We start from the raw sequence: 21,216 nt of genomic DNA on the forward strand, positions 1-21,216 counted from the left end.
GCCTCTACATGCAATTAAACATAGCAATTAACCAGACTCCTTACTCAGTAAAACAGGATAACCCAGATGCTGGATGGATATTCGAAACTGATATTTGAAGGTGCGCTGGTGACGCTGGAGTTGGCACTGTGTTCAGTGCTGCTGTCAGTGATTATCGGCTTGATTGGTGCCGGTGGAAAGTTATCATCAAACCGGCTGTTATCTGGCTTGTTTGAGTGTTACACCACGCTGATCCGTGGTGTACCCGATTTAGTCTTAATGCTGCTTATCTTCTATGGTTTGCAGATAACCCTAAATAGCATTACTGAATCAATTGGTTTTGAACAAATCAATATTGATCCTCTCTCCGCTGGGATTATTACCCTTGGCTTTATCTATGGTGCTTATTTCACTGAAACCTTCCGTGGCGCATATATGGCCGTACCCAGCGGCCAAATTGAGGCGGCGACGGCATTTGGTTTCACCCCTAGCCAGATTTTCCGCAGAATAATGTTTCCTGCCATGATGCGCTACGCACTGCCGGGTATTGGCAATAACTGGCAAGTCATTCTAAAGGCAACGGCATTGGTCTCTATTCTGGGATTAAATGATGTGGTTAAGGCCACACAGTTGGCAGGCAAAGGGACTTACCAGCCGTTTTTCTTCGCTTTAGTGGCCGGTGTGGTCTATCTCATCTTCACCACGGTATCGAATGGCGTATTACTGTGGCTAGAACGGCGCTATTCCCATGGGGTGAAGAGGGCTGAGCTATGATAGAAATCCTGCAACAATATTGGCAAGCGTTGCTCTGGAGCGATGGCTACCGCTTTACCGGGATGGCTGTCACCTTATGGTTACTTATTTCCTCGGTAGTGATGGGCGGGTTGCTGGCAATTCCTTTGGCCGTCGCAAGGGTAGCCGAACGGCGTTGGATTCGTTTGCCGGTCTGGGTTTTTACTTATATCTTTCGTGGCACGCCTTTATATGTACAATTATTGGTATTCTATTCCGGTATGTACAGTTTAGAGATTGTCCGAGGCAATGACCTGTTAAATGCCTTTTTCCGCAGTGGCTTGAATTGCACTATTTTGGCGCTGACACTGAATACCTGTGCTTATACCACTGAGATTTTCGCCGGTGCCATTCGTTCGGTGCCACACGGTGAAATCGAAGCCGCCAGAGCCTATGGTTTTTCACGTTTTAAATTGTATCGCTGTATTATTTTACCTTCTGCACTGCGTATTGCCTTACCGGCCTACAGTAATGAGGTCATCTTAATGCTGCACTCTACCGCTCTGGCATTTACTGCCACAGTGCCAGATATTCTGAAAATAGCGCGAGATATTAACGCCGCAACTTATCAGCCGTTTTATGCTTTTGGTATTGCTGCCGTACTTTATCTGATTATCTCCTTTACGCTAATTAGCCTGTTCCGCCAGGCAGAGAAACGTTGGCTGGCTCATATAAAACCTCAGGCATCGCATTAAGTACGGAGACCTTATGACTGACACATTAGAAACTAAAATAGCTGAAACCAAACTGTCTGTGACGGAATTGCATAAGCATTACGGTGAACACGAAGTACTCAAGGGCGTTTCACTTTCAGCTAAAGCAGGGGATGTTATCTCCATTATTGGTTCTTCCGGTTCAGGGAAAAGCACCTTTTTACGCTGTATCAACTTTTTGGAAAAACCCAGTGAAGGCTCGATTAGTGTAAATAATCGTGATATCCGTTTGGTACGAGATAAAGATGGGCAGTTGAAAGTTTTTGATAAAAAAGAGCTGCAACTGTTACGAACTCGCCTGACGATGGTATTCCAACATTTTAATTTGTGGAGCCATATGACGGTGTTGGAGAATGTGATGGAGGCGCCGGTTCAAGTCTTGGGGCTGAGTAAGTCAGTAGCCAAAGAGAGGGCTATCCGTTATCTGGATAAAGTCGGAATTGATGAACGCGCACGCGCCAAATATCCGGTGCACCTATCTGGTGGGCAACAGCAACGTGTCTCCATTGCCCGGGCATTGGCGATGGAACCGGATGTATTACTGTTTGATGAACCCACCTCCGCACTGGATCCTGAATTAGTCGGTGAAGTATTGCGTATTATGCAAAAGCTGGCAGAGGAGGGGAAAACTATGGTGGTGGTAACCCATGAAATGGAGTTTGCCCGTCATGTCTCCAGCCATGTTATCTTTTTACACAAAGGCGTAATTGAAGAGGAAGGCCCGCCGGCTGAACTTTTTGGTAACCCAAAGAGTACCCGCTTGCAGCAGTTCCTTTCTGGTGCACTGAAGTAACATCTCTGCGGGATAGCGATTTTATCTATCCCGCAGCAGTTTGATTAAGCTGAGGGTTTGTGCAGCACATTGCGCAGTGCTTCTTCCAGTTCAAAATAACGAAAACCAAAACCGGCTTCTTCCAATCGTTTCGGCACTGCCCGTTGCCCGCCCAACACTAACGCTGCGGATTCACCCAGTAATAAACGAATCGCGGCGACAGGTGTGCGGATAACCGCTGGTCTGTCTAACACGTCGGCCAGCGTGGCAATAAATTGCTCGTTATGTACCGGATAAGGCGAAACCATATTAAATGGACCCTTGAGGCCATCGGTGGTCAGCAAATAATGGATACCATGTACCATATCATCGATATGGATCCAGGGTAGATATTGGCGACCATCCCCTATCGGGCCACCCAATCCAAGACGTAATAGCGGGACCATTTTGGCTAGTGCACCGCCGTGTGGCGCTAATACAATACCGGTGCGTAACAGGCAAACACGGGTATGACTACTTTCAGCCGCCCGCGCCAGATTTTCCCAGCGCTCGCACAACTGATGGGTAAATTCATCATGTGGCGTCTCTTCTTCGGTAACCAGAGCTTGCCCCTGATCACCATAAAAGCCAACGGCGGACCCTGAAATAAATACTGCTGGCGGTGTAGTGCTGGCCTGTATTAGCGTGGTCAGACGCTCGGTTATCTGCCAGCGGCTTTGGCATAGAATTTCTTTTTGCTGCGAGGTCCAGCGTTTTTCCGCAATAGGCTCACCGGCCAGGTTGATTACTGCATCAAAATCATTGAGATCATGTTTATCATCCAGCGTTGACCAGCAGGTGACTTGTGCGCCGAGTACCTGATTTGCCCGCTGAATGTCACGGGTCAGTGCGGTTACTTGATGGGCTTGCGATAAAAGGAAGGCAGTCAGACTGCGCCCTATTAGGCCTGTAGCTCCGGTTATTAATATACGCATAGCCAACCTCCATTTATTCCCTTCTTATTTGAAGCCGCAGAGGTGTTATCTGCGTTCACTTACCCAAATCACTTACTTGATGCCTGAATAGTGGCAGTCTGGTGTCTCTTTCAGCATAGGCTAACCTACGCTCTTCTCCTACGATACTGAGCATATCTTGAGATTAAAATTTTTATCTCATCAGAGCGTCTGGTGAGTCACATCATTTGGAAAAATAAAATTTTTTAACTAAATAAATGCACCAATCTGTCCGATTAATACGGTATTGAGTGCTTAAGTAATACCACTTCGACGGTAGAAAACGGCCGGGATGGTTATTTTTTCTGAGCAACAAGAACGACTATAAGCCATACCCTGATTATTTTTAAAACACTGATTTTGCGAATTTCTGCTAGAGTAAACAGACTAACCTGAATGGACGAGAGGGCAGTTGGCCTTCTCCCTTGTGAAGTTTGGATGTTTTATAAATAAATATTGGGTGTTTTATAAAAACTCACGGTGGCTTATAAATCCTCCGGCTGAGATCTGGTTGTGATCTCATTGTTGTCCATACACTTTTTCAGGTGCGCATGAAGCTAAATATCGAAGTTAATTGTTCTTATGTATGCGAACCCATACATAGACAAGATGGTAGCTTACTGGCAGTAGAGCTATTAAGCCGATTTTCAGCTAAATCGGTTGATTTGCCCATCGATGTTGAAAAGTTTATTAAAGAATTAGATGTCGACGGAAAGACTAATTTATTCCAGGATCAATTGCGTGCAGTAAAAGCCTATAGCGCTTGGTTTATCACGCACCATGTTTTGCTCTCAATCAATATTGATTTTGATTTGGCGGGAGTGATTGTGACTGATGCCGCAACGCGCCAGTTGTTAGATGAGATGCCCTTCCTACGGTTGGAGATCATGGAGACTTTTTCTAATTTATCCGATGGTATGAATAACCCATTGTTACGGGAATTGGCGCAGCGGTATCCGTTATGGCTGGATGATTTGGGCAGCGGCGGCTCCACCTTGAATGCGGTCACAGCCAATATTTTTGAATATGTAAAAATCGATAAGCATTTTTTCTGGCAGCACAATAAGCATACCTTCCCGATCTTAATCAATAACATTAAGAAATATTGCCTCGGTGTCATTGTGGTGGGCGTGGAAAATGAAGATGAGTCAGCGCAACTTAAGGGTAGCAATATTGATGCAATGCAGGGATATTTATTCAATCCTGTGACATTGGATGAATTGGTATCTCAACCCTCATTATAACGGTTTCCTCGTATTGTCGTTCACCTTGCGCTGATATTTTTTTTCATGTCGGCGCTGCTTTTTGCGATAAAATTTTTGCATAACAGATATCGATTTTTATCGGATTAATCCGATCAATTGGATGATAGAATAGGCTTCTTTTATCTCTCATTAAGTGCCATGGCGTTTACGTCGCCTGATTTGCTGAGAGTAGACCTAAGAGAAGACGATATCATGAAGTTAATGTTTGCTTCTGACCTGCATGGTTCGTTGCCCGCAACGGAAAAGGTGTTGGCTACCTTCGAGCGCAGTGGTGCGCAATGGCTGGTGCTATTGGGTGATTTTCTTAACCACGGGCCACGCAATGCGTTGCCCGCAGGTTATCAGCCAGCAGAGGTGGCACAGCGCCTTAATGCCTATAAAGAAAGGGTCATTGCGGTTCGTGGCAACTGCGACAGTGAAGTGGATCAGATGCTATTGCAGTTCCCGATGATGGCGGGTTGGCAGCAGATTATTATGCCAGAAACCCGTCTATTTTTGACGCATGGTCACCTTTATCACCCTGGCGCACTTCCTCCGTTGCGTAATGGTGATGTCTTAGTCTATGGTCATACTCATCTGCCTGAAGCTCGGTGGCAGGGAGAGGTTATTTGCTTTAATCCAGGTTCGGTCAGTATCCCCAAAGGTGGGTACCCGGCAAGTTATGGCATGTTAGAAGAGGGGGTTTTACAGGTTCTGACCCTACATAATGATGAATCTGTCACCCAATTGAATTTAAAAAAACTATTATAAATAGTTAGTTACCCAAAGTGATTGACGTTATGTCAGAGGGTAAACATATAATTAACAATTGCGCGAGTCTCACCGCGCCCAGATAGAAGGTTTCAGAGGATGGTGGAGCAAAATCCAGCAGCAGTCATCGAGTGGGTTGATATTGTTGATGAGCAAAATGACGTTATTGCTCAATCCAGCCGTCAACAAATGAGAGCTCAACGACTACGCCACCGTGCTACCTATATTGTGGTGCACGATGGAATGGGGAAAATTCTGGTACAACGTCGTACCGAGAGTAAAGATTTCTATCCCGGTAAACTGGATGCCACTGCGGGGGGGGTGGTGCAGAGTGGTGAAAACTACCTGGAATCTGCGCGGCGTGAGGCAGAGGAAGAGTTAGGGATAGCCGGTGTCCCGTTTGCCGAACATGGCCTGTTTTATTTTGAAGAAGAGTGCTGTCGGGTATGGGGCGGATTATTCAGTTGCGTGTCCCATGGGCCGTTTGCACTACAGGCTGAGGAAATTGAAGAAGTATGCTGGATGGTACCGGAAGATATCACTGCCCGTTGTGACGAATTTACCCCTGACTCTCTGAAAGCGCTGTCACTGTGGCTGACGCGCAACAATGAGCAGGATTACGGTAAAATTACCCCACGCGAAGATTGACTCCCGCTTAGCCATAAAAAAAGCCCCTTCTCAGGGGCTTTTGTGTATCTCACCGTCATCCCACTGATTATCTTACAATAATACCCAGCAAGATACCCAGCGCACCAAAGTCGGCATCACTGAATGTGGTATTGGCAAAGCCGATATCACCCAGCACTGGCAGTAGGAAGACTGGCAGGAAGGTAATCAACAAGCCCTGTGCGAAGGCACCTAAAATAGCGCCACGGCGGCCACCGGTTGCATTACCAAATACACCCGCTGCCGCACCAACGAAGAAGTGAGGAACGACGCCTGGGATAATCACGGTCATGTTCATCAAATAGAGCGCGAACATACCGATAAGACCTGCGGCAAAGCTGCTCAGGAAGCCAACCAGAACCGCATTAGGTGCATAAGGGAACACCACCGGGCAATCCAATGCAGGTTTTGCATTAGGAACTAACTTATCTGAAATCCCTTTAAATGCTGGCACTATCTCAGCAATAACCATACGTACACCTTGCAGGATGATGTACACACCTGCGGCGAAAGTGATGGATTGCATCAGCGAGAACATGAACCAGTTCTTACCGCCACTCAGGCTTTTCACTACTTCCGGCCCGGCGAACAGGCAAGTCACGATGAAAATGATACACATGGTGAATGAGATAGCCACTGGCGTATCACGCAGGAACAGCAAGCTTTTCGGCACATTCATATCTTCAGTCGAATGTTCTTTATTACCGAATTTGCTACCAATAAAGCCAGCCAGCACATAAGACAAGGTAGAGAAGTGGCCAATTGCCACATCATCAGAACCGGTCACTTTTTTCATGTAAGGGTGGGCAATGGCTGGGAAGAACACCATCGCAACCCCAACCACCAACGAACCGATCACAATCAGTGTCACGCCACTGATACCTGCGGTGGCCAGAATTACTGCCACCATCATCGACATAAACAGGGTGTGGTGACCGGTCAGGAAGATAAATTTCCATGGCGTAAAGCGGGCAATCAGAATATTGATCACCATAGCGAAGAACATAATCATCGCCATCTCTTTACCAAAACTCTTTTGTGCCACAGAAACGATCGCTTCGTTATTTGGCACCACGCCCTGAATACCGAAAGCGTGTTGGAAGATATTGGCAAAATCACCCAGAGATGAAACCACCAGGCCAGCACCCGCACCTAAAATCACAAAGCCCATGATGGTCTTTACGGTGCCTTTAATACACTCAGTCACCGGTTTTTTCTGGGCAATCAGGCCGATTAACGCGATCAAACCGACCAGAACAGCCGGCTCAGAAAGCACATCACTCATTAAGAAACGAAAGAAATCCATACCAGCCTCCGCTTACAGCGCGCCTAATTCAGTTAATGCCACAGACAAACGTTCTTTCATGGCTTTTTTATCAATCATGTTATCAAGAGCAACGATTTTGCCACCAACGGCCTGAGCAATGAGCTGTTCGGCAATATCTTTGGTACCGATGAAGATGTCGCTTGGTGTCCCTTTGGCAGAGCCAAGATCCACATGATCCACTTCGGCTGTGACTGCCAGCTCTTTCAGAATACTTTTGATGCTGATTTCCATCATCAGGCTGGTACCTAAGCCGTTACCGCAAACCACTGTAATTTTCATTTTTTTTCCCCTTAAAATTATTATCCGTACAGAATGCTGTGATTAATAACGCGCAATGACAGATTGGATCTCTTGCGGCGTTTGCGCATTAAGTAGGGTTTGTACATCGTTATCGTTATCGAACAACTGAGCGAGTTGAGAAATAGCCTCGATGTGGCTGTTGCTGTCTGTCGCGGCTAACACTATGAGCAGTTTGACCGGGTCATTACCTTCAGCATTAAAAGTGACACCCTCGGTAATGACGGTTAATGCCAAAGCGAGTTTATTCACACCTTCTTCCGGGCGGGCATGTGGCATCGCAATGCCGGGGCCGACGACGTAATAAGGGCCAATCGCCTCATGGGAGCGATAAATAGCCTCGACATAACGCGCTTCAATAGAGCCATTATCAATCAGTGGCTTACATGAAATGGCGATGGCATCACGCCAGTCTTTTGCCTGGCTAACCACCTGAATGACGTCTGACGTTAACAGTGTTTTTAACATGATATTGATGACTCCCGATGACTGTTAACCTGAGAGTAGATAGTTATCGTTGCTATTAATGTGACGAATATCTCAATTGGTAGCGCTACCTGATAGCGCTATCAAATTTTGTGATAGCGCTATCATTTGTCGCGTCAGGGCCTTTGGCTATCTCGGAATAAGCCATATACAATGCAATGTATTGTCGAGACCCCGCGGACTGGCTTGTTTTATCCAGACAGAAAATTTTAATCGACAAGAAATTTTAATTAGGCAGGAACTCAGCATGGAAAAAACGCGCAAGCGCCGTAATACCGGGCGGGTCACTCTATCGGATGTGGCGAATTACGCTGGGGTAGGGTCGATGACTGTTTCCCGAGCGCTGCGAACGCCGGAGCAGGTTTCAGATAAGTTACGTGAGAAGATAGAGCAAGCGGTTGAAACATTGGGATATATTCCCAATCGCACGGCAGGGGCTTTGGCTTCGGGGCATAGTGATACCGTGGCGGTTTTGATTCCGTCGCTGACCGATAAAGCCAGCTCCCGATTTATGCAGGCGCTGCAACAGATTCTGAACAAAAATGAATTTCAGTTATTGCTGGGTTGCCATGAATATAGTCAGCGGAAAGAAGCTGAAATACTGATGACGTTACTGCAAAGCAATCCGGCAGCCGTGGTGATATTTGGCTCACAACTGGCAGATAAAACCTATCAACTGCTCGAGCGGGCCAATATTCCTACCGTTAATGTGGTGGGGTCCTATTTTAAAGGGGCGAAAATTACCCTTGAGGCGGCATTTTTTGAATCCGCTTATGCATTAAGCCGTCATTTACTGGAGCGCGGCTATCACAATATTGGTTTTATTGGCGCTCATATGGATAACCGCTTACAACGTCAGCAACTGAATGGCTGGCATAAAGCGATGCTGGAACATTATAAAAATGCTGATCAAACCGTCACCACACCAGAAACAGCCAGCTTACAGTTTGGTCGCTATGCCTTGACGGAAATTCTGCAACGCCAACCTGAGCTGGATGCTGTTATTTGCAGCCACGAAGATATCGCTTTGGGAGTACTGTTTGAATGCCAACGTCGCTTGCTGAAAATTCCCGGCGGGATCGCAGTTGCCTGCCTGGATGGTTCTGATAACTGCGATCAGACTCACCCGACGCTGACTTCGATGCGTATCGATTACCGGAAGATGGGTAAAGATGCTGGCAAGATGTTGATCGAACTGCTCGAGAGCGATGAAGATGACGAATGGAGTGAACCCGTTAGCCAGAGTTTCAACTATAAATTTGAGCCACGGCAAAGTACCTGAAGCTCGCGCCAAGCAATAAAGGAAAACCGCCCCGCAGGGCGGCCTACCGGGCTTACTTGCCTGACGTGTTGATTATTACCGTGATTGAGTTGTTGAAAATACGCCAACCCCCATTCCCGGATGTTAACAACGCACCAAATACAACGAGCACAATACAAAAGTATCGTTTCATTGTGCGGTCCATGCTTAAACCGCTTCACGCCAGCACCACCGGTGATACTACCGTGAATACAAGCGCTGGGGTGCGCCTGCGTTTACGGCCATTGGATATCCTTCCCTTAAACCGATGCCCGCTTGCTTAAGGCGGCGAAAAGGCCCAACGCGATTGTACACTAATGCATCCGCAGCAGATACTTGACAGTGAATAGCAACTGGCCCAAACTGTTCTGGCTGGGGTGCACTTGCGATACGTTGGTAGCTGTTGTTTTGATACCAACAACCCCGCTGGAATGGCCGCTTACCGGACCAGCACAGAGAAACCGCCTATATGGCGGTTTTTTTGTTGGCGTATTTTACCGATGCGGTCTTTTGGCGAGTGTGGTTGCGAGGTGAAAGCGTTCTAACCAATCGCTTTGCCAACAAACAAAAACGCCAGCACAAGGCTGGCGTTTCTTAGACAACGTAATCTTAGAATTAAGATGCGCTGGCGTCAGCCTGAGCGGATTGAATCGCCGTTAGTGCTACGGTATAGACGATATCGTCAACCAATGCACCACGGGACAAATCGTTAACTGGCTTACGCATGCCTTGCAGCATCGGCCCGATAGAGATCAGGTCAGCAGAGCGTTGCACCGCTTTATAGGTAGTGTTACCGGTGTTCAAGTCTGGGAAGATGAACACGGTGGCTTTACCTGCAACCGGTGAGTTAGGCGCTTTGGATTTAGCCACATCCGCCATGATTGCCGCGTCATATTGCAACGGACCATCGATGATCAAATCTGGGCGTTTTTCCTGTGCCAGACGGGTCGCTTCACGTACTTTTTCGACATCGCTACCCGCACCGGAATTACCGGTAGAGTAAGAGATCATCGCCACACGTGGTTCAATGCCGAATGCCGCAGCAGAATCCGCAGATTGGATAGCAATCTCAGACAGTTGTTCAGCCGTTGGATCTGGGTTGATTGCACAGTCACCATAAACCAGAACCTGGTCAGGCAGCAGCATAAAGAACACCGAAGAAACCAGTGAACTGCCCGGCGCGGTTTTGATCAACTGCAATGGTGGGCGGATGGTGTTTGCGGTGGTATGTACTGCACCGGAAACCAGACCATCAACTTCACCTTTTTCCAGCATCAGGGTGCCGAGAACGACGTTGTCTTCCAACTGTTCACGCGCGACCACTTCGGTCATGCCTTTGCTCTTACGCAGCTCAACCAGACGCGGAACATATTGCTCACGTACAGCAACAGGATCGATGATTTCAACGCCTTTGCCCAGCTCAACACCTTGCGCGGCAGCAACGCGTTGGATCTCTTCTGGGTTACCCAGCAGCACACAAGTTGCGATACCGCGTTCAGCACAGATAGAAGCGGCTTTAACGGTACGTGGCTCATCGCCTTCTGGCAGCACGATGCGTTTACCCGCTTTACGGGCCAATTCGGTCAGCTCGTAGCGGAATGCTGGTGGTGACAAGCGACGTGAACGCTCAGACGTTGCACTCAGAGAGTCAATCCAATCACTGCTGATATGGCTGGCAACATAGTTTTGCAGCTTTTCAACACGCTCATGGTCATCTGCAGGGACTTCCAGATTGAAGCTTTGCAGGCTCAAAGAGGTCTGCCAAGTATTGGTATCAACCATAAATACTGGCAAGCCAGTTTGGAAGGCACGTTCACATAGGCTGTTGATACGCTCATCAATAGCGTAACCGCCAGTCAACAGGATGGCACCAATTTCAACGCCATTCATGGCTGCCAAACAAGCAGAAACCAACACATCAGGACGGTCGGCTGAGGTAACCAGCAGAGAACCCGGGCGGAAGTGTTCCAGCATATGCGGAATGCTACGAGCACAGAAAGTCACAGATTTAACGCGGCGAGTGTTGATATCACCTTGGTTAATGATGGTGGCTTTCAGGTGCTTGGCCATATCAATGGCGCGAGTTGCAATCAACTCGAAGCTCCACGGCACACAGCCCAGAACTGGCAGTGGGCTGTTGGCAAACAGTTGGCTTGGATCGATGTTCGCGACGCTGGCCTTGGTGGAATCATCAAAGATTTCAGACAGGTCAGGGCGGGTACGGCCTTGTTCATCAACCGGCGCATTCAATTTGTTAATGATAACGCCAGTGATGTTTTTGTTTTTACTGCCACCGAAACTGGAACGAGCCAGTTCGATACGCTCTTTCAACTGATCTGGTGAGTCATTACCCAGAGCAATGACAAAGACGATTTCAGCATTCAGGGTTTTAGCAATTTCATAGTTCAATGCATTGGCAAACTGATGTTTGCGTGTTGGCACCAAGCCTTCGACCAGAACCACTTCTGCGTCTTTGGTATTTTCGTGATAACGGGCAACAATCTCTTCCATTAACACGTCTTGCTGGTTAGAACTCAGCAAGGTTTCCACATAACCCATATTCAGCGGCTCAGCAGCAGTGATGCTGGAGTTCGCACGAATGATGGTGGTGGTTTGGTCAGGTGCATCATCACCGGCACGAGGCTGGGCGATTGGCTTGAATACGCTCAGGCGTACACCTTTTTGTTCCATGGAACGGATGACACCCAAGCTTACGCTGGTTAAACCAACGCTGGTGCCGGTAGGAATCAACATTATTGTACGGGACACGGCTAAACCTCTTTACGGTTATGCCCTTCGTCCTTGAAGCCGCAGGGTTGTTGGCTACGCTCATGCACCCGAATTACTGACCTGAGTCAGCTCATCGGGATTTATTCGCTTGCCGCCTACCTGCAACTCCAATGACTTTGGGGACATCCTTCGCCCTTGAAGCCGCAGGGTTGTTGGCTACGCTCATGCACCCGAATTACTGACTAGTCGTTGACCTTAAAGTAAATAAGCTCATCGGGATTTATTCATTTGCCGCCTACCTGCAACTTCAATGACTTTGGGTATATGTCAAAAACTCTTACGCAGTCAGACGGGCTGCGTCTTGTGCGATGACCAGCTCTTCATTGGTTGGGATAACCAGAGCCAGGCGGCTGCCCTCTTTGGTGATGGTGCCTGATTTACCAAAGCGTGCTGCCAGGTTGCGTTCGTGGTCAATTTCAAAGCCCAACAGGCCCAGTTTGTTCAAAGTCAGTTCACGTACCATTGCGGCGTTCTCACCAATACCGCCGGTGAAGACCACGGCATCCAGACGACCATCCATCAGCGCAGTATATGCACCGATGTATTTCGCCAGGCGATGACAGAACACATCCATTGCGCGGCGTGCATCTGCTTTAGTTGCATAGTTGTCTTCAACATAACGGCAGTCACTGGTGACTTCAGTCAGGCCCAGCAGGCCAGATTCTTTGGTCAACAGCTTGCTGATCTGTTCCATGCTCATGCCCATGGCATCATACAAATGGAAAATGATCGCCGGGTCGATATCACCACTACGGGTGCCCATGACCAAACCTTCCAGTGGTGTCAGGCCCATAGAGGTATCAACACATTTACCGTTACGAACCGCAGTGACAGAACCACCGTTGCCCAAATGGCAAGTGATAACGTTCAGTTCTTCCAGCGGTTTGTTCAGGGTTTTAGCGGCTTCCTGACTGACGTAGAAGTGGCTGGTGCCGTGTGCGCCATAGCGACGGATACCGTTTTCTTTGTATAAACGGTACGGCAGGGCGTAGAGATAAGACTCTTCCGGCATGGTCTGATGGAAAGCGGTGTCAAAGACAGCGACATTTTTATCAGCCAGATTTGGGAATGATTTCAACGCTTCAGCGATACCAATCAAGTGAGCTGGGTTATGCAGTGGTGCAAATGGGATGGAATCTTTGATACCCTGAATAACTTCTTCGGTAACGATAGCTGATGCTGTAAATTTCTCGCCACCATGAACAATGCGGTGACCGATAGCTGTCAACTGAGCGGAAAGCTCTGGTTTTTGTGCCAGAATAGTATTAACAATGAAATTCAGTGCTTCGCTGTGTGCTGCACCAGCACCCAATGCTGCTTCCTGTTTGCCACCATCAAGTTTCCATTTGATGCGGGCTTCAGGCAGATGGAAGCATTCGGCTAAACCAGAGAGGTGTTCTTCACCGTTGGTCGCGTCGATGATAGCAAATTTTAGGGAAGAGCTACCGCAGTTAAGAACCAGTACTAGCTTACTCGACATGGAAGTACCTATTTTATAGTCGTGTTCAACATTTGTTTTGCAAAAACAGCGCGCATGCGACATTTTTGATGCAAAAACAGCGAAAAACATATGGTTAATAAAACGTCAATCATTCCAAAAGCGTAGCGCATATTGGCGTCGACATTAATGATTAACATCATGCGATAGAGAAAAAGGCATGATGATGGAAAAATCGCGGATTAAACGTTAAGTGCAAACGTTAAAACCTGGTGGTAAAAATCGGTGCGATTTAACAAAAATGATTTAAAAGCTGCAAAAAGTTGACATATTTAGTGTCATCTTCTAGCGGCCAAAAGGCCGAGTTAGGATACCGATAGCGGAGCCTAAAAACAAAATATATTTAACAGACTAATTTTTAGTTTGTGGATTACAAAAAAAATTTTAATTTTTGCTTGTGAAGTTGAGGTGAGCCATGACAACAAAACCCTCTGATTCTGTAAGTTGGTTTCAGGTACTCCAGCGCGGCCAGCTTTATATGAAGACCTGGCCTGCCGATAAGCGCCTGGCGCCGATGTTTCCCGAAAATCGCGTGGTTACGGCGACACGCTTTGGTATCCGCTTTATGCCACCACTGGCCATTTTTACCCTGACCTGGCAGATAGCCCTCGGTGGCCAGTTGGGACCAGCCATCGCTACGGCGCTGTTCGCCTGTGGTTTACCATTGCAAGGGTTATGGTGGTTAGGCAAGCGCGCGATAACCCCGTTACCGCCAACCTTACTCCAGTGGTTCCATGAGGTACGTAACAAGCTAACAGAAGCGGGGCAGGCTGTTGCGCCTATCGAGCAGACGCCGACTTATCAATCCCTGGCCGATGTGCTGAAACGAGCCTTCAAACAGTTGGATAAAACGTTTCTTGATGACCTCTAGTGGCGGTTTCATGCCAGCGGGCTTTTATGCCTCACAGGATTAGTGGTGCAAAATCCCCTGTCAAATCAAAGTATGGCCCAAGCCTGTGTGCGATGATTTCCTCATTATTTATGTCTTAGGAGTTAGTGATGGATATGACCAACGCCCAACGACTGATTCTGTCGAATCAGTACAAAATGATGACCATGCTGGATCCGGAAAATGCTGAGCGTTATCGTCGCCAGCAAACCATTGTCGAGCGCGGCTTTGGTTTGCAGATGCGTGAATTGGACCGTGATTTTGGTGAGATGAGCGAAGATACTTGCCGTACTATCATTAATATCATGGAGATGCACCACGCCCTGCAAGTCTCCTGTGGTAACCTGAAAGACAAGCAAGACTTGGATGAACGCCGTATCGCGTTCCTCGGTTTTGATGCTGCTACCGAATCCCGTTACCTGAGTTATGTGCGCTTTATGGTCAATACCGAAGGGCGCTACACCCATTTTGACTCAGGGACTCATGGTTTCAACTCTCAAACCCCAATGTGGGATAAATACCAACGTATGCTGGCTATCTGGCAATCATGTCCACGCCAATACCATTTGAGTGCTGTTGAAATTTCGCAAATTATCAATGCCTGATAGCGCGTAACTTGTTTGCTATCAGTAAGTTGAAAAATAGTTTTACTGATGAGGATGTGCTTGTGGAGTGTAAAGGTTTTCTTTTTGATTTGGACGGGACTTTGGTTGATTCTTTACCTGCTGTCGAACGAGCCTGGATTGGCTGGGCACAAGGTCGAGGCATCAACCCAGCAGAAGTTCTTGATTTTATCCATGGCAAACAAGCAATTACCTCTTTACGTCATTTTATGTCGGGTGCAAGTGAGGCTGAAATTCAGGCTGAGTTTCTGGCATTAGAGCAGGTTGAAGCTAATGATACCGATGGTGTGAGCGCATTGCCGGGGGCGGTGGCGCTGTTGGAGCGACTAAACAGCCTGTCTATTCCGTGGGCTATTGTCACTTCAGGCTCAGTACCGGTCGCTTCTGCGCGCCGTGCCGCCGGCCATCTGCCGGTACCTGAAGTGTTTATCACCAGCGAACAAGTTAAGCACGGCAAACCGCAACCAGATGCTTATCTGCTGGGGGCCGAGCGCTTAGGGCTGGCACCGGCTGATTGTATCGTAGTAGAAGATGCCCCTGCGGGGATTTTGTCAGGCTTGGCGGCGGGCTGTCAGGTGATTGCGGTCAATGCTCCGGCTGATACTCCCAAACTTGATCAGGTTGATTTAGTGCTCAGTTCGCTGGAGCAGATTAGCGTTGAGGTTACCGCTAACGGCGCGCGGGTTGTGCGAGTAGGTTAATTTTTCGCCAGATACCTTAATGTCACCACTGAGAGCGCCTGATGGCGCTCTTTTACTGTCTGGCACCTCACAAATTGATAAACTTTTTTCAGGAAAAAAACACAATAAAACCCTTTGTGGGATGGTAAGCACATAAATTTGCAGTCATTATTGATCTCAGACAGCGGCCGCTGCTGATTTTAATGTTTTACTGCCAGAGCCGGATATTCCCTTTCACTTTTTGCCAACGAGGCCATTTTGAACCGCGAACTATTGTGGGTGTTGACGCTACTTCTAATAGCTATTGTGCTGTTTACTACCAATAAACTGCGCATGGACGTGGTAGCTCTGTTGGTCATTATTGCCTTTGTGATGAGTGGTACGTTGTCATTAGGTGAGGCGACCAGCGGATTCAGTGATCCTAACGTGATATTGATTGCGGCGCTGTTTGTTATTGGTGAAGGGTTGGTCAGAACCGGTGTTGCTTATCAGGTGGGTGATTGGCTGGTCAAGGTCGCCGGTCACAGTGAAACCAAAATGCTGGCGTTATTAATGGTAACGGTTGCCGGATTAGGCGCTTTTATGAGCTCTACCGGAGTGGTGGCAATCTTTATCCCAGTGGTATTGAGTGTTGCCAGCCGGATGAAAATTTCGCCGGGGCGGTTAATGATGCCGCTAAGTTTTGCCGGCTTGATAAGTGGCATGATGACGCTGGTGGCAACGCCACCAAATATGGTAGTTAACAGTGAATTACTGCGCGAAGGTATCAAAGGGTTTGGCTTCTTTGGCGTTACCCCTATCGGCATTATCATTTTGCTGATGGGTGTCGCTTATATGTTAGTGGCTCGGCGCTGGCTGGGCGGGAAGCAGGAAAGCTCAGAGAAAGAACAGCAATGGAAACGCCGCACTTTCCGTGACCTTATCCGCGATTATAAACTGACTGGCCGTGCGCGCCGTTTGGCTATCCGCCATGATTCTCCTTTGATTGGCCGTTCTCTTGACGAACTGCATCTGCGCGCCCGCTATGGGGCGAATGTGGTGGGGATTGAACGCTGGAAGCGCTTCCGGCGTGTGATGGTGAGTGCCACCGGTTCATCTGAATTACACGAGAACGATGTCTTACTGATCGATATGTCAGATTGCGACATAGATTTACGTGAATTTTGCACTGAACAGATGCTGGAACCGATGGTGCTGCGCGGTGAATACTTCTCAGAGCAGGCGCGCAACGTCGGGATGGCCGAGGTTTCGCTCATTCCTGATTCCGCTCTCTTGGGAAAGAGTCTACGTGAAGTCACTTTCCGTACCCGCTATGGTTTGAATGTGGTGGGTATTCGTCGTAATGGTAAGACTTTGGAAGGCAAACTGGTTGATGACAAATTACAGTTTGGCGATATCTTACTGGTGATCGGTGATTGGAAACTGATTCGCCAGTTGCAGTTAAAGACCCGTGATTTCATCGTACTGAACCTGCCGGCGGAAGTGGATGAAGTGGCACCGGCCATTTCGCAAGCCCCACATGCATTATTCTGTCTGGCGTTGATGGTTGCCATGATGATGACCGACGAGGTGCCAAATGTGATTGCGGCATTGGTCGCCTGTTTGCTGATGGGTCAGTTCCGATGTATTGATATGGAAAGTGCTTATCGTTCAATCCATTGGCCGAGCTTGATTTTAATCATCGGGATGATGCCCTTTGCACAAGCATTGCAAAAAACCGGTGGGGTAGATTTGATTGTCCGTGGTTTGATGGATGTGGCCGGTGGGATGGGGCCGCGCGTCATGCTGCTATGTTTGTTTGTGTTGTGTGCCACGATTGGGCTGTTTATCTCTAATACTGCCACGGCAGTTCTAATGGCACCGATTGCGATTGCTGCTGCGCGGGAGATGTCGGTCTCGCCGTATCCCTTTGCGATGATTATTGGTATTGCAGCTTCAGCGGCCTTTATGACGCCGGTTTCGTCACCGGTGAATACCTTAGTATTGGGGCCAGGTGGTTATAAATTCGGTGATTTTGTCCGCATGGGGGTGCCATTTACGATATTAGTCATGATTGTTAGTGTGATGGTGGTGCCGGTGCTGTTCCCATTCTGATTATCCTGCGTCGGGAAAGTAGTGTTAGGTTCGGTTGCCAAGCTTCTGTGCTCACTTAGATTCAGGAACCTCAACCGGTTAAGGGTGTGTTGGCGCACACCCTTAACAATCCCGCGCCTACGCACGTATCGCCTGCCCACTGCGTGGGTTTCCTCACTCATCATTTTGCTGGCGGGACGGCTATTATAGCCTCTTCGAGGCTACCCTCCGGGCCAACGCAAGCGTTGTTCAAAACTGCTTCGCAGTGTTGTCGCGTCCCTGCTCATGACGCCTAAATCCGCCGTCCTTGGAGGATTTCCCTGGCTATATTCTTCACTCGGCGGCTCAAATGTGCTTTTAAACGTCAAGGGCTGGAATATTCGTTGCTGGTTAATCCAGCGAATCGAGGCTGATTTCATCCAGTGATAGGCTAAAGCTGGGCACAAACACCTCCATAAAGTAATCCATTTCTGGGCTTTGGCGCATCGCGAGGGTTTTCTCCAACCGCGCTTTGGCTTGAATAAACTCGTTATTACCCGCCGATAACTCTTCCAGACATTTTAGATAAGCACACAGGGCATCAGCTTGTTTAACCAGCGCTTTCTCTTCTTCGCTGTAATAGTGCTCATCCAGCAGACAGCGGAAATCATATTGTAACTCTTGCGGCAGCATTTCGATCAGTTTCTGTTGGGCAACTTTTTCGATCTTTTTGTATTCGTGGGCGATTTGTGGATTGTAATACTTGATAGGTGTAGGTAAATCCCCGGTAATCACCTCGCTGGCATCGTGGTACATCGCCAGCAGCGCAATACGATCGCCATTGAGATTGCCGTTAAACTTACGGTTCTTAATGATAGCTAGCGCATGAGCGACAAATGCTACCTGCAAACTGTGTTCAGAGACATTCTCAGTGCGAACATTGCGCATCAGCGGCCAGCGGTTGATCAGTTTCAGACGAGATAGATGGGCGAAGAAGTGACTCATTATTTACTCTCTTTGTACTTTTTAAGTGCAGGCATGGGGGTAGTTTATCAGATCGGGTTTCAGTTGATGCGCGATTAGTTCGGTTGTTAAAACTTCAATGTTCCACCTGGCCCCGGTAGCTTCAACCGGTCAAGGGTGTGTTGGCGCACACCCTTAACAATCCCGCGCCTACGCACGTATCGCCAGCCTGCTGCGCAGATGCCCTCGGTTCATCATTTCGCTGACGGGACGGCTTTACGCGGGTCCCTCCGCATGACGCCTAAATCCGGCGTCCATGCCGGATTTCCCTACCTTCATTCTTCACTCGGCGGCTCAAATGTGCTTTTAACATCAACGCCAAAACCTGGTTTTTGGCCTTTGATGTTGAGCGCAATTAGGAATATTGCCGACAAGAAGTGAGGGTAGAGTGAGCAGGCATGGACGCCTGCGAAAAGCGCGCTTGGGCAGGGATGCCCATCGTGCTGGCTCGTCAGCCCGAAGGACGCAGGCGGTTTACCCGCAGGGCAATATTTCGCGCAAGCGCGGGATTGCATAAGGGGCCACGCTTATGGCCCCTTTGCCGGTTGGTTCATCGGCGGTTCAGTTGGCTCAGGTGCTTTAACAACCGAACCGGATCACTGAGCAAACATTTACTTACTGGTGGTAGGTCTCCAAAAACCGCCCCAGTTTCCTCACTGCCATCTCCAGCTCATCCACGCGCGGTAACGTTACAATCCGCACATGATCAGGATAGGGCCAGTTAAAGGCGCTGCCTTGAACCAACAGCACTTTTTCCTGCAATAGCAGATCCAATACCAGTTTCTGATCATCTTTCAGGTTAAAACGCTTCTGATCAATACGTGGGAACATATACAACGCGCCTTGAGGTTTCACGCAGGAAACCCCCGGTATTTGGTTGATCAGTTCCCAGGCACGGTCACGCTGTTCGTACAAGCGCCCGCCTGGCTGAATAAACTCGCTAATGCTCTGATAACCACCTAATGCCGTCTGAATGGCATGCTGCATAGGCACGTTGGCGCACAGACGCATTGATGCCAGCATCTCTAAACCTTCAATATAACCTTTAGCGTGTTTTTTAGGACCATTCAGCACCATCCAGCCCTGACGGAAACCGGCAACACGGTAAGTTTTGGATAAACCATTGAAGGTCACAGTTAACAAATCAGGTGCCAGAGCCGCAATAGAATGATGCTGAGCCTCGTCATATAAAATCTTATCGTAGATCTCATCGGCGAAAATAATCAGGTCATTTTGACGGGCGATTTCAACAATCTCCAGTAACAGCTCTTTGCTGTATACCGCGCCGGTCGGGTTATTCGGGTTGATAATCACAATCCCACGGGTACGCGGCGTGATTTTACTACGGATATCATCTAAATCAGGGAACCAGCCCGACTCTTCATCACACATATAATGTACGGCGGTACCACTTGAAAGCGAAACTGCCGCCGTCCATAACGGATAATCTGGTGCAGGTACCAGCATTTCATCGCCCAGATTCAGCAATGCTTGCATGGATTGCACGATCAGCTCAGAGACCCCGTTTCCAATGTAGATATCCTCGACTGTCAGGTCACGCATATCCCGTGCCTGATAGTGCTGCATAATAGCTTTGCGCGCCGAAAACAGGCCTTTGGAATCGCAATAGCCCTGTGCAGTTGGCAAATTACGGATCACATCCACCAGAATTTCATCGGGTGCATCGAAACCAAACGGGGCAGGGTTGCCGATGTTCAGTTTCAGAACTTTATTACCTTCTTCTTCAAGACGCTTAGCTTCTTTTAGCACTGGTCCACGAATGTCGTAACAGACGTTGTCCAGTTTGCTGGATTTCTCAATGGGGGACATAAAAAATTGAGCCTTTTGCTGGTAAAAGCGTGTCCTCAGCGTGGAACACTGCAAGGTATCCAATGTACTCCGACGCTGCTGCTTTTTGAAGTTCTATGCACATCTTTAGTGCCAATGGCTGCTCTTATTTTAAATGACTACCAGCTTCATTGGTGTGGAACATAACCGATGTTTTTGTCTTTAAACCCACTGGTTTACGCCTTATTTATTGGATTATCTGGGTTTTTATTCTGTCTAATTGCATGACATACAGCAGTTACCAACAAAATATATCTATAAGATGAGGTTCACTTTCGCTGCCAAAATCGCGGGTTGATACCGGTGATAATGAGACGCGATTATGCTGCATCCTATTAACCGGGATCTCAATCCAACAATTTATATCATCATACATATTATTAAGATGTGAAAAGAAACAAAACTGTAGATAGGAAAACTATTAAGAATAATTAATGTTAACTAGGCTGAATCTTAGAGAATAGCTATAAGTCG

Annotated in this window: 19 protein-coding genes; 11 read left to right on the forward strand and 8 right to left on the reverse strand. The window is 48.0% G+C overall.

Annotated elements, in window-relative coordinates:
• The first annotated feature begins 66 nt into the window (after window positions 1-66).
• Genes V2A85_RS04255 through hisP form a run of 3 tightly spaced genes read left to right on the forward strand, consistent with a single transcriptional unit; the run spans window position 67 to window position 2,277 of the window.
• Window positions 67-753 carry a histidine ABC transporter permease HisQ gene (locus tag V2A85_RS04255; RefSeq protein WP_083158241.1) on the forward strand — a complete coding sequence of 229 codons (687 nt, stop codon included), beginning with the start codon at window positions 67-69 and terminating at the stop codon, window positions 751-753.
• The gene (locus V2A85_RS04260; RefSeq protein ID WP_083158242.1) at window positions 750-1,466 is read left to right on the forward strand and encodes an ABC transporter permease; all 717 of its coding nucleotides are present in this window, start codon (window positions 750-752) and stop codon (window positions 1,464-1,466) included. Before V2A85_RS04255 ends, V2A85_RS04260 begins: the two co-directional genes overlap by 4 nt.
• A 13-nt stretch (window positions 1,467-1,479) precedes the next feature.
• The gene (gene hisP, locus V2A85_RS04265) at window positions 1,480-2,277 is read left to right on the forward strand and encodes a histidine ABC transporter ATP-binding protein HisP (RefSeq protein ID WP_005192680.1); all 798 of its coding nucleotides are present in this window, start codon (window positions 1,480-1,482) and stop codon (window positions 2,275-2,277) included.
• A gap of 44 nt (window positions 2,278-2,321) precedes the next feature.
• Here the strand turns inward: hisP and V2A85_RS04270 are convergent, their stop codons facing one another.
• Window positions 2,322-3,230 carry a TIGR01777 family oxidoreductase gene (locus V2A85_RS04270; protein ID WP_420070936.1) on the reverse strand — a complete coding sequence of 303 codons (909 nt, stop codon included), beginning with the start codon at window positions 3,228-3,230 and terminating at the stop codon, window positions 2,322-2,324.
• Window positions 3,231-3,799: 569 nt separating this feature from the next.
• Here V2A85_RS04270 and V2A85_RS04275 point away from each other — a divergent pair.
• The 3 genes from V2A85_RS04275 (at window position 3,800) to yfcD (ending at window position 5,911) form a co-directional block, all read left to right on the forward strand.
• On the forward strand, window positions 3,800-4,492 hold the full coding sequence (locus V2A85_RS04275; protein ID WP_193784623.1) for an EAL domain-containing protein: 693 nt from the start codon (window positions 3,800-3,802) through the stop codon (window positions 4,490-4,492).
• Window positions 4,493-4,705: 213 nt separating this feature from the next.
• Complete coding sequence (gene yfcE / locus V2A85_RS04280; protein ID WP_372559484.1) at window positions 4,706-5,263, forward strand: phosphodiesterase; 558 nt, start codon at window positions 4,706-4,708, stop codon at window positions 5,261-5,263.
• Between the two features lie 99 nt (window positions 5,264-5,362).
• Entirely contained in the window at window positions 5,363-5,911 is a 549-nt protein-coding gene (gene yfcD, locus V2A85_RS04285) for an NUDIX hydrolase YfcD (RefSeq protein ID WP_083158246.1), read from the forward strand.
• Window positions 5,912-5,978: 67 nt separating this feature from the next.
• Here yfcD and V2A85_RS04290 read toward each other — a convergent pair whose 3' ends face one another.
• Genes V2A85_RS04290 through V2A85_RS04300 form a run of 3 tightly spaced genes read right to left on the reverse strand, consistent with a single transcriptional unit; the run spans window position 5,979 to window position 8,021 of the window.
• The gene (locus tag V2A85_RS04290) at window positions 5,979-7,235 is read right to left on the reverse strand and encodes a PTS ascorbate transporter subunit IIC (RefSeq protein WP_005277900.1); all 1,257 of its coding nucleotides are present in this window, start codon (window positions 7,233-7,235) and stop codon (window positions 5,979-5,981) included.
• Window positions 7,236-7,247: 12 nt separating this feature from the next.
• Window positions 7,248-7,535, reverse strand: a complete 288-nt coding sequence (locus V2A85_RS04295) for a PTS sugar transporter subunit IIB (RefSeq protein ID WP_083158247.1) — start codon at window positions 7,533-7,535, stop codon at window positions 7,248-7,250.
• A gap of 42 nt (window positions 7,536-7,577) precedes the next feature.
• Complete coding sequence (locus tag V2A85_RS04300; RefSeq protein ID WP_372559483.1) at window positions 7,578-8,021, reverse strand: PTS sugar transporter subunit IIA; 444 nt, start codon at window positions 8,019-8,021, stop codon at window positions 7,578-7,580.
• Window positions 8,022-8,286: 265 nt separating this feature from the next.
• Here V2A85_RS04300 and V2A85_RS04305 point away from each other — a divergent pair, with 265 nt between their 5' ends.
• On the forward strand, window positions 8,287-9,321 hold the full coding sequence (locus V2A85_RS04305; RefSeq protein WP_372559482.1) for a LacI family DNA-binding transcriptional regulator: 1,035 nt from the start codon (window positions 8,287-8,289) through the stop codon (window positions 9,319-9,321).
• Between the two features lie 633 nt (window positions 9,322-9,954).
• Here V2A85_RS04305 and pta read toward each other — a convergent pair.
• Both pta and ackA read right to left on the reverse strand, forming a co-directional pair.
• Window positions 9,955-12,093, reverse strand: coding sequence for a phosphate acetyltransferase (gene pta, locus V2A85_RS04310; protein WP_372559928.1), 2,139 nt, complete (start codon window positions 12,091-12,093; stop codon window positions 9,955-9,957).
• 313 nt (window positions 12,094-12,406) lie between these two features.
• Window positions 12,407-13,609, reverse strand: coding sequence for an acetate kinase (gene ackA / locus V2A85_RS04315; RefSeq protein ID WP_372559481.1), 1,203 nt, complete (start codon window positions 13,607-13,609; stop codon window positions 12,407-12,409).
• Between the two features lie 433 nt (window positions 13,610-14,042).
• Between ackA and yfbV the strand changes: the two genes are divergently transcribed.
• The 4 genes from yfbV to V2A85_RS04335 all read left to right on the forward strand — a co-directional run bounded on the left by yfbV (window position 14,043) and on the right by V2A85_RS04335 (window position 17,913).
• Complete coding sequence (yfbV, locus tag V2A85_RS04320; protein ID WP_083158252.1) at window positions 14,043-14,498, forward strand: terminus macrodomain insulation protein YfbV; 456 nt, start codon at window positions 14,043-14,045, stop codon at window positions 14,496-14,498.
• 128 nt (window positions 14,499-14,626) lie between these two features.
• Window positions 14,627-15,121 carry a YfbU family protein gene (locus V2A85_RS04325; protein ID WP_083158253.1) on the forward strand — a complete coding sequence of 165 codons (495 nt, stop codon included), beginning with the start codon at window positions 14,627-14,629 and terminating at the stop codon, window positions 15,119-15,121.
• A gap of 62 nt (window positions 15,122-15,183) precedes the next feature.
• Window positions 15,184-15,840 (forward strand): sugar phosphatase, encoded by a 657-nt coding sequence (locus V2A85_RS04330; protein ID WP_372559480.1) that lies wholly within the window; start codon window positions 15,184-15,186, stop codon window positions 15,838-15,840.
• A 237-nt stretch (window positions 15,841-16,077) separates the two neighbouring features.
• Window positions 16,078-17,913, forward strand: coding sequence for an SLC13 family permease (locus V2A85_RS04335; RefSeq protein WP_372569382.1), 1,836 nt, complete (start codon window positions 16,078-16,080; stop codon window positions 17,911-17,913).
• Window positions 17,914-18,282: 369 nt separating this feature from the next.
• On the opposite strand, the gene yfbR is transcribed toward V2A85_RS04335, so the two are convergent.
• Together yfbR and V2A85_RS04345 are read right to left on the reverse strand one after the other, a co-directional pair.
• On the reverse strand, window positions 18,283-18,876 hold the full coding sequence (gene yfbR, locus V2A85_RS04340; RefSeq protein WP_420070937.1) for a 5'-deoxynucleotidase: 594 nt from the start codon (window positions 18,874-18,876) through the stop codon (window positions 18,283-18,285).
• A gap of 633 nt (window positions 18,877-19,509) precedes the next feature.
• Window positions 19,510-20,724: a pyridoxal phosphate-dependent aminotransferase gene (locus V2A85_RS04345; RefSeq protein WP_083158257.1), complete on the reverse strand. Its 1,215-nt coding sequence runs from the start codon at window positions 20,722-20,724 to the stop codon at window positions 19,510-19,512.
• Window positions 20,725-21,216 lie beyond the last annotated feature (492 nt).

Origin of the sequence: Yersinia sp. 1252 StPb PI (assembly GCF_048593885.1) — a bacterium.
In the GTDB taxonomy this organism is placed as follows: Bacteria; Pseudomonadota; Gammaproteobacteria; order Enterobacterales; family Enterobacteriaceae; genus Yersinia; species Yersinia enterocolitica_E.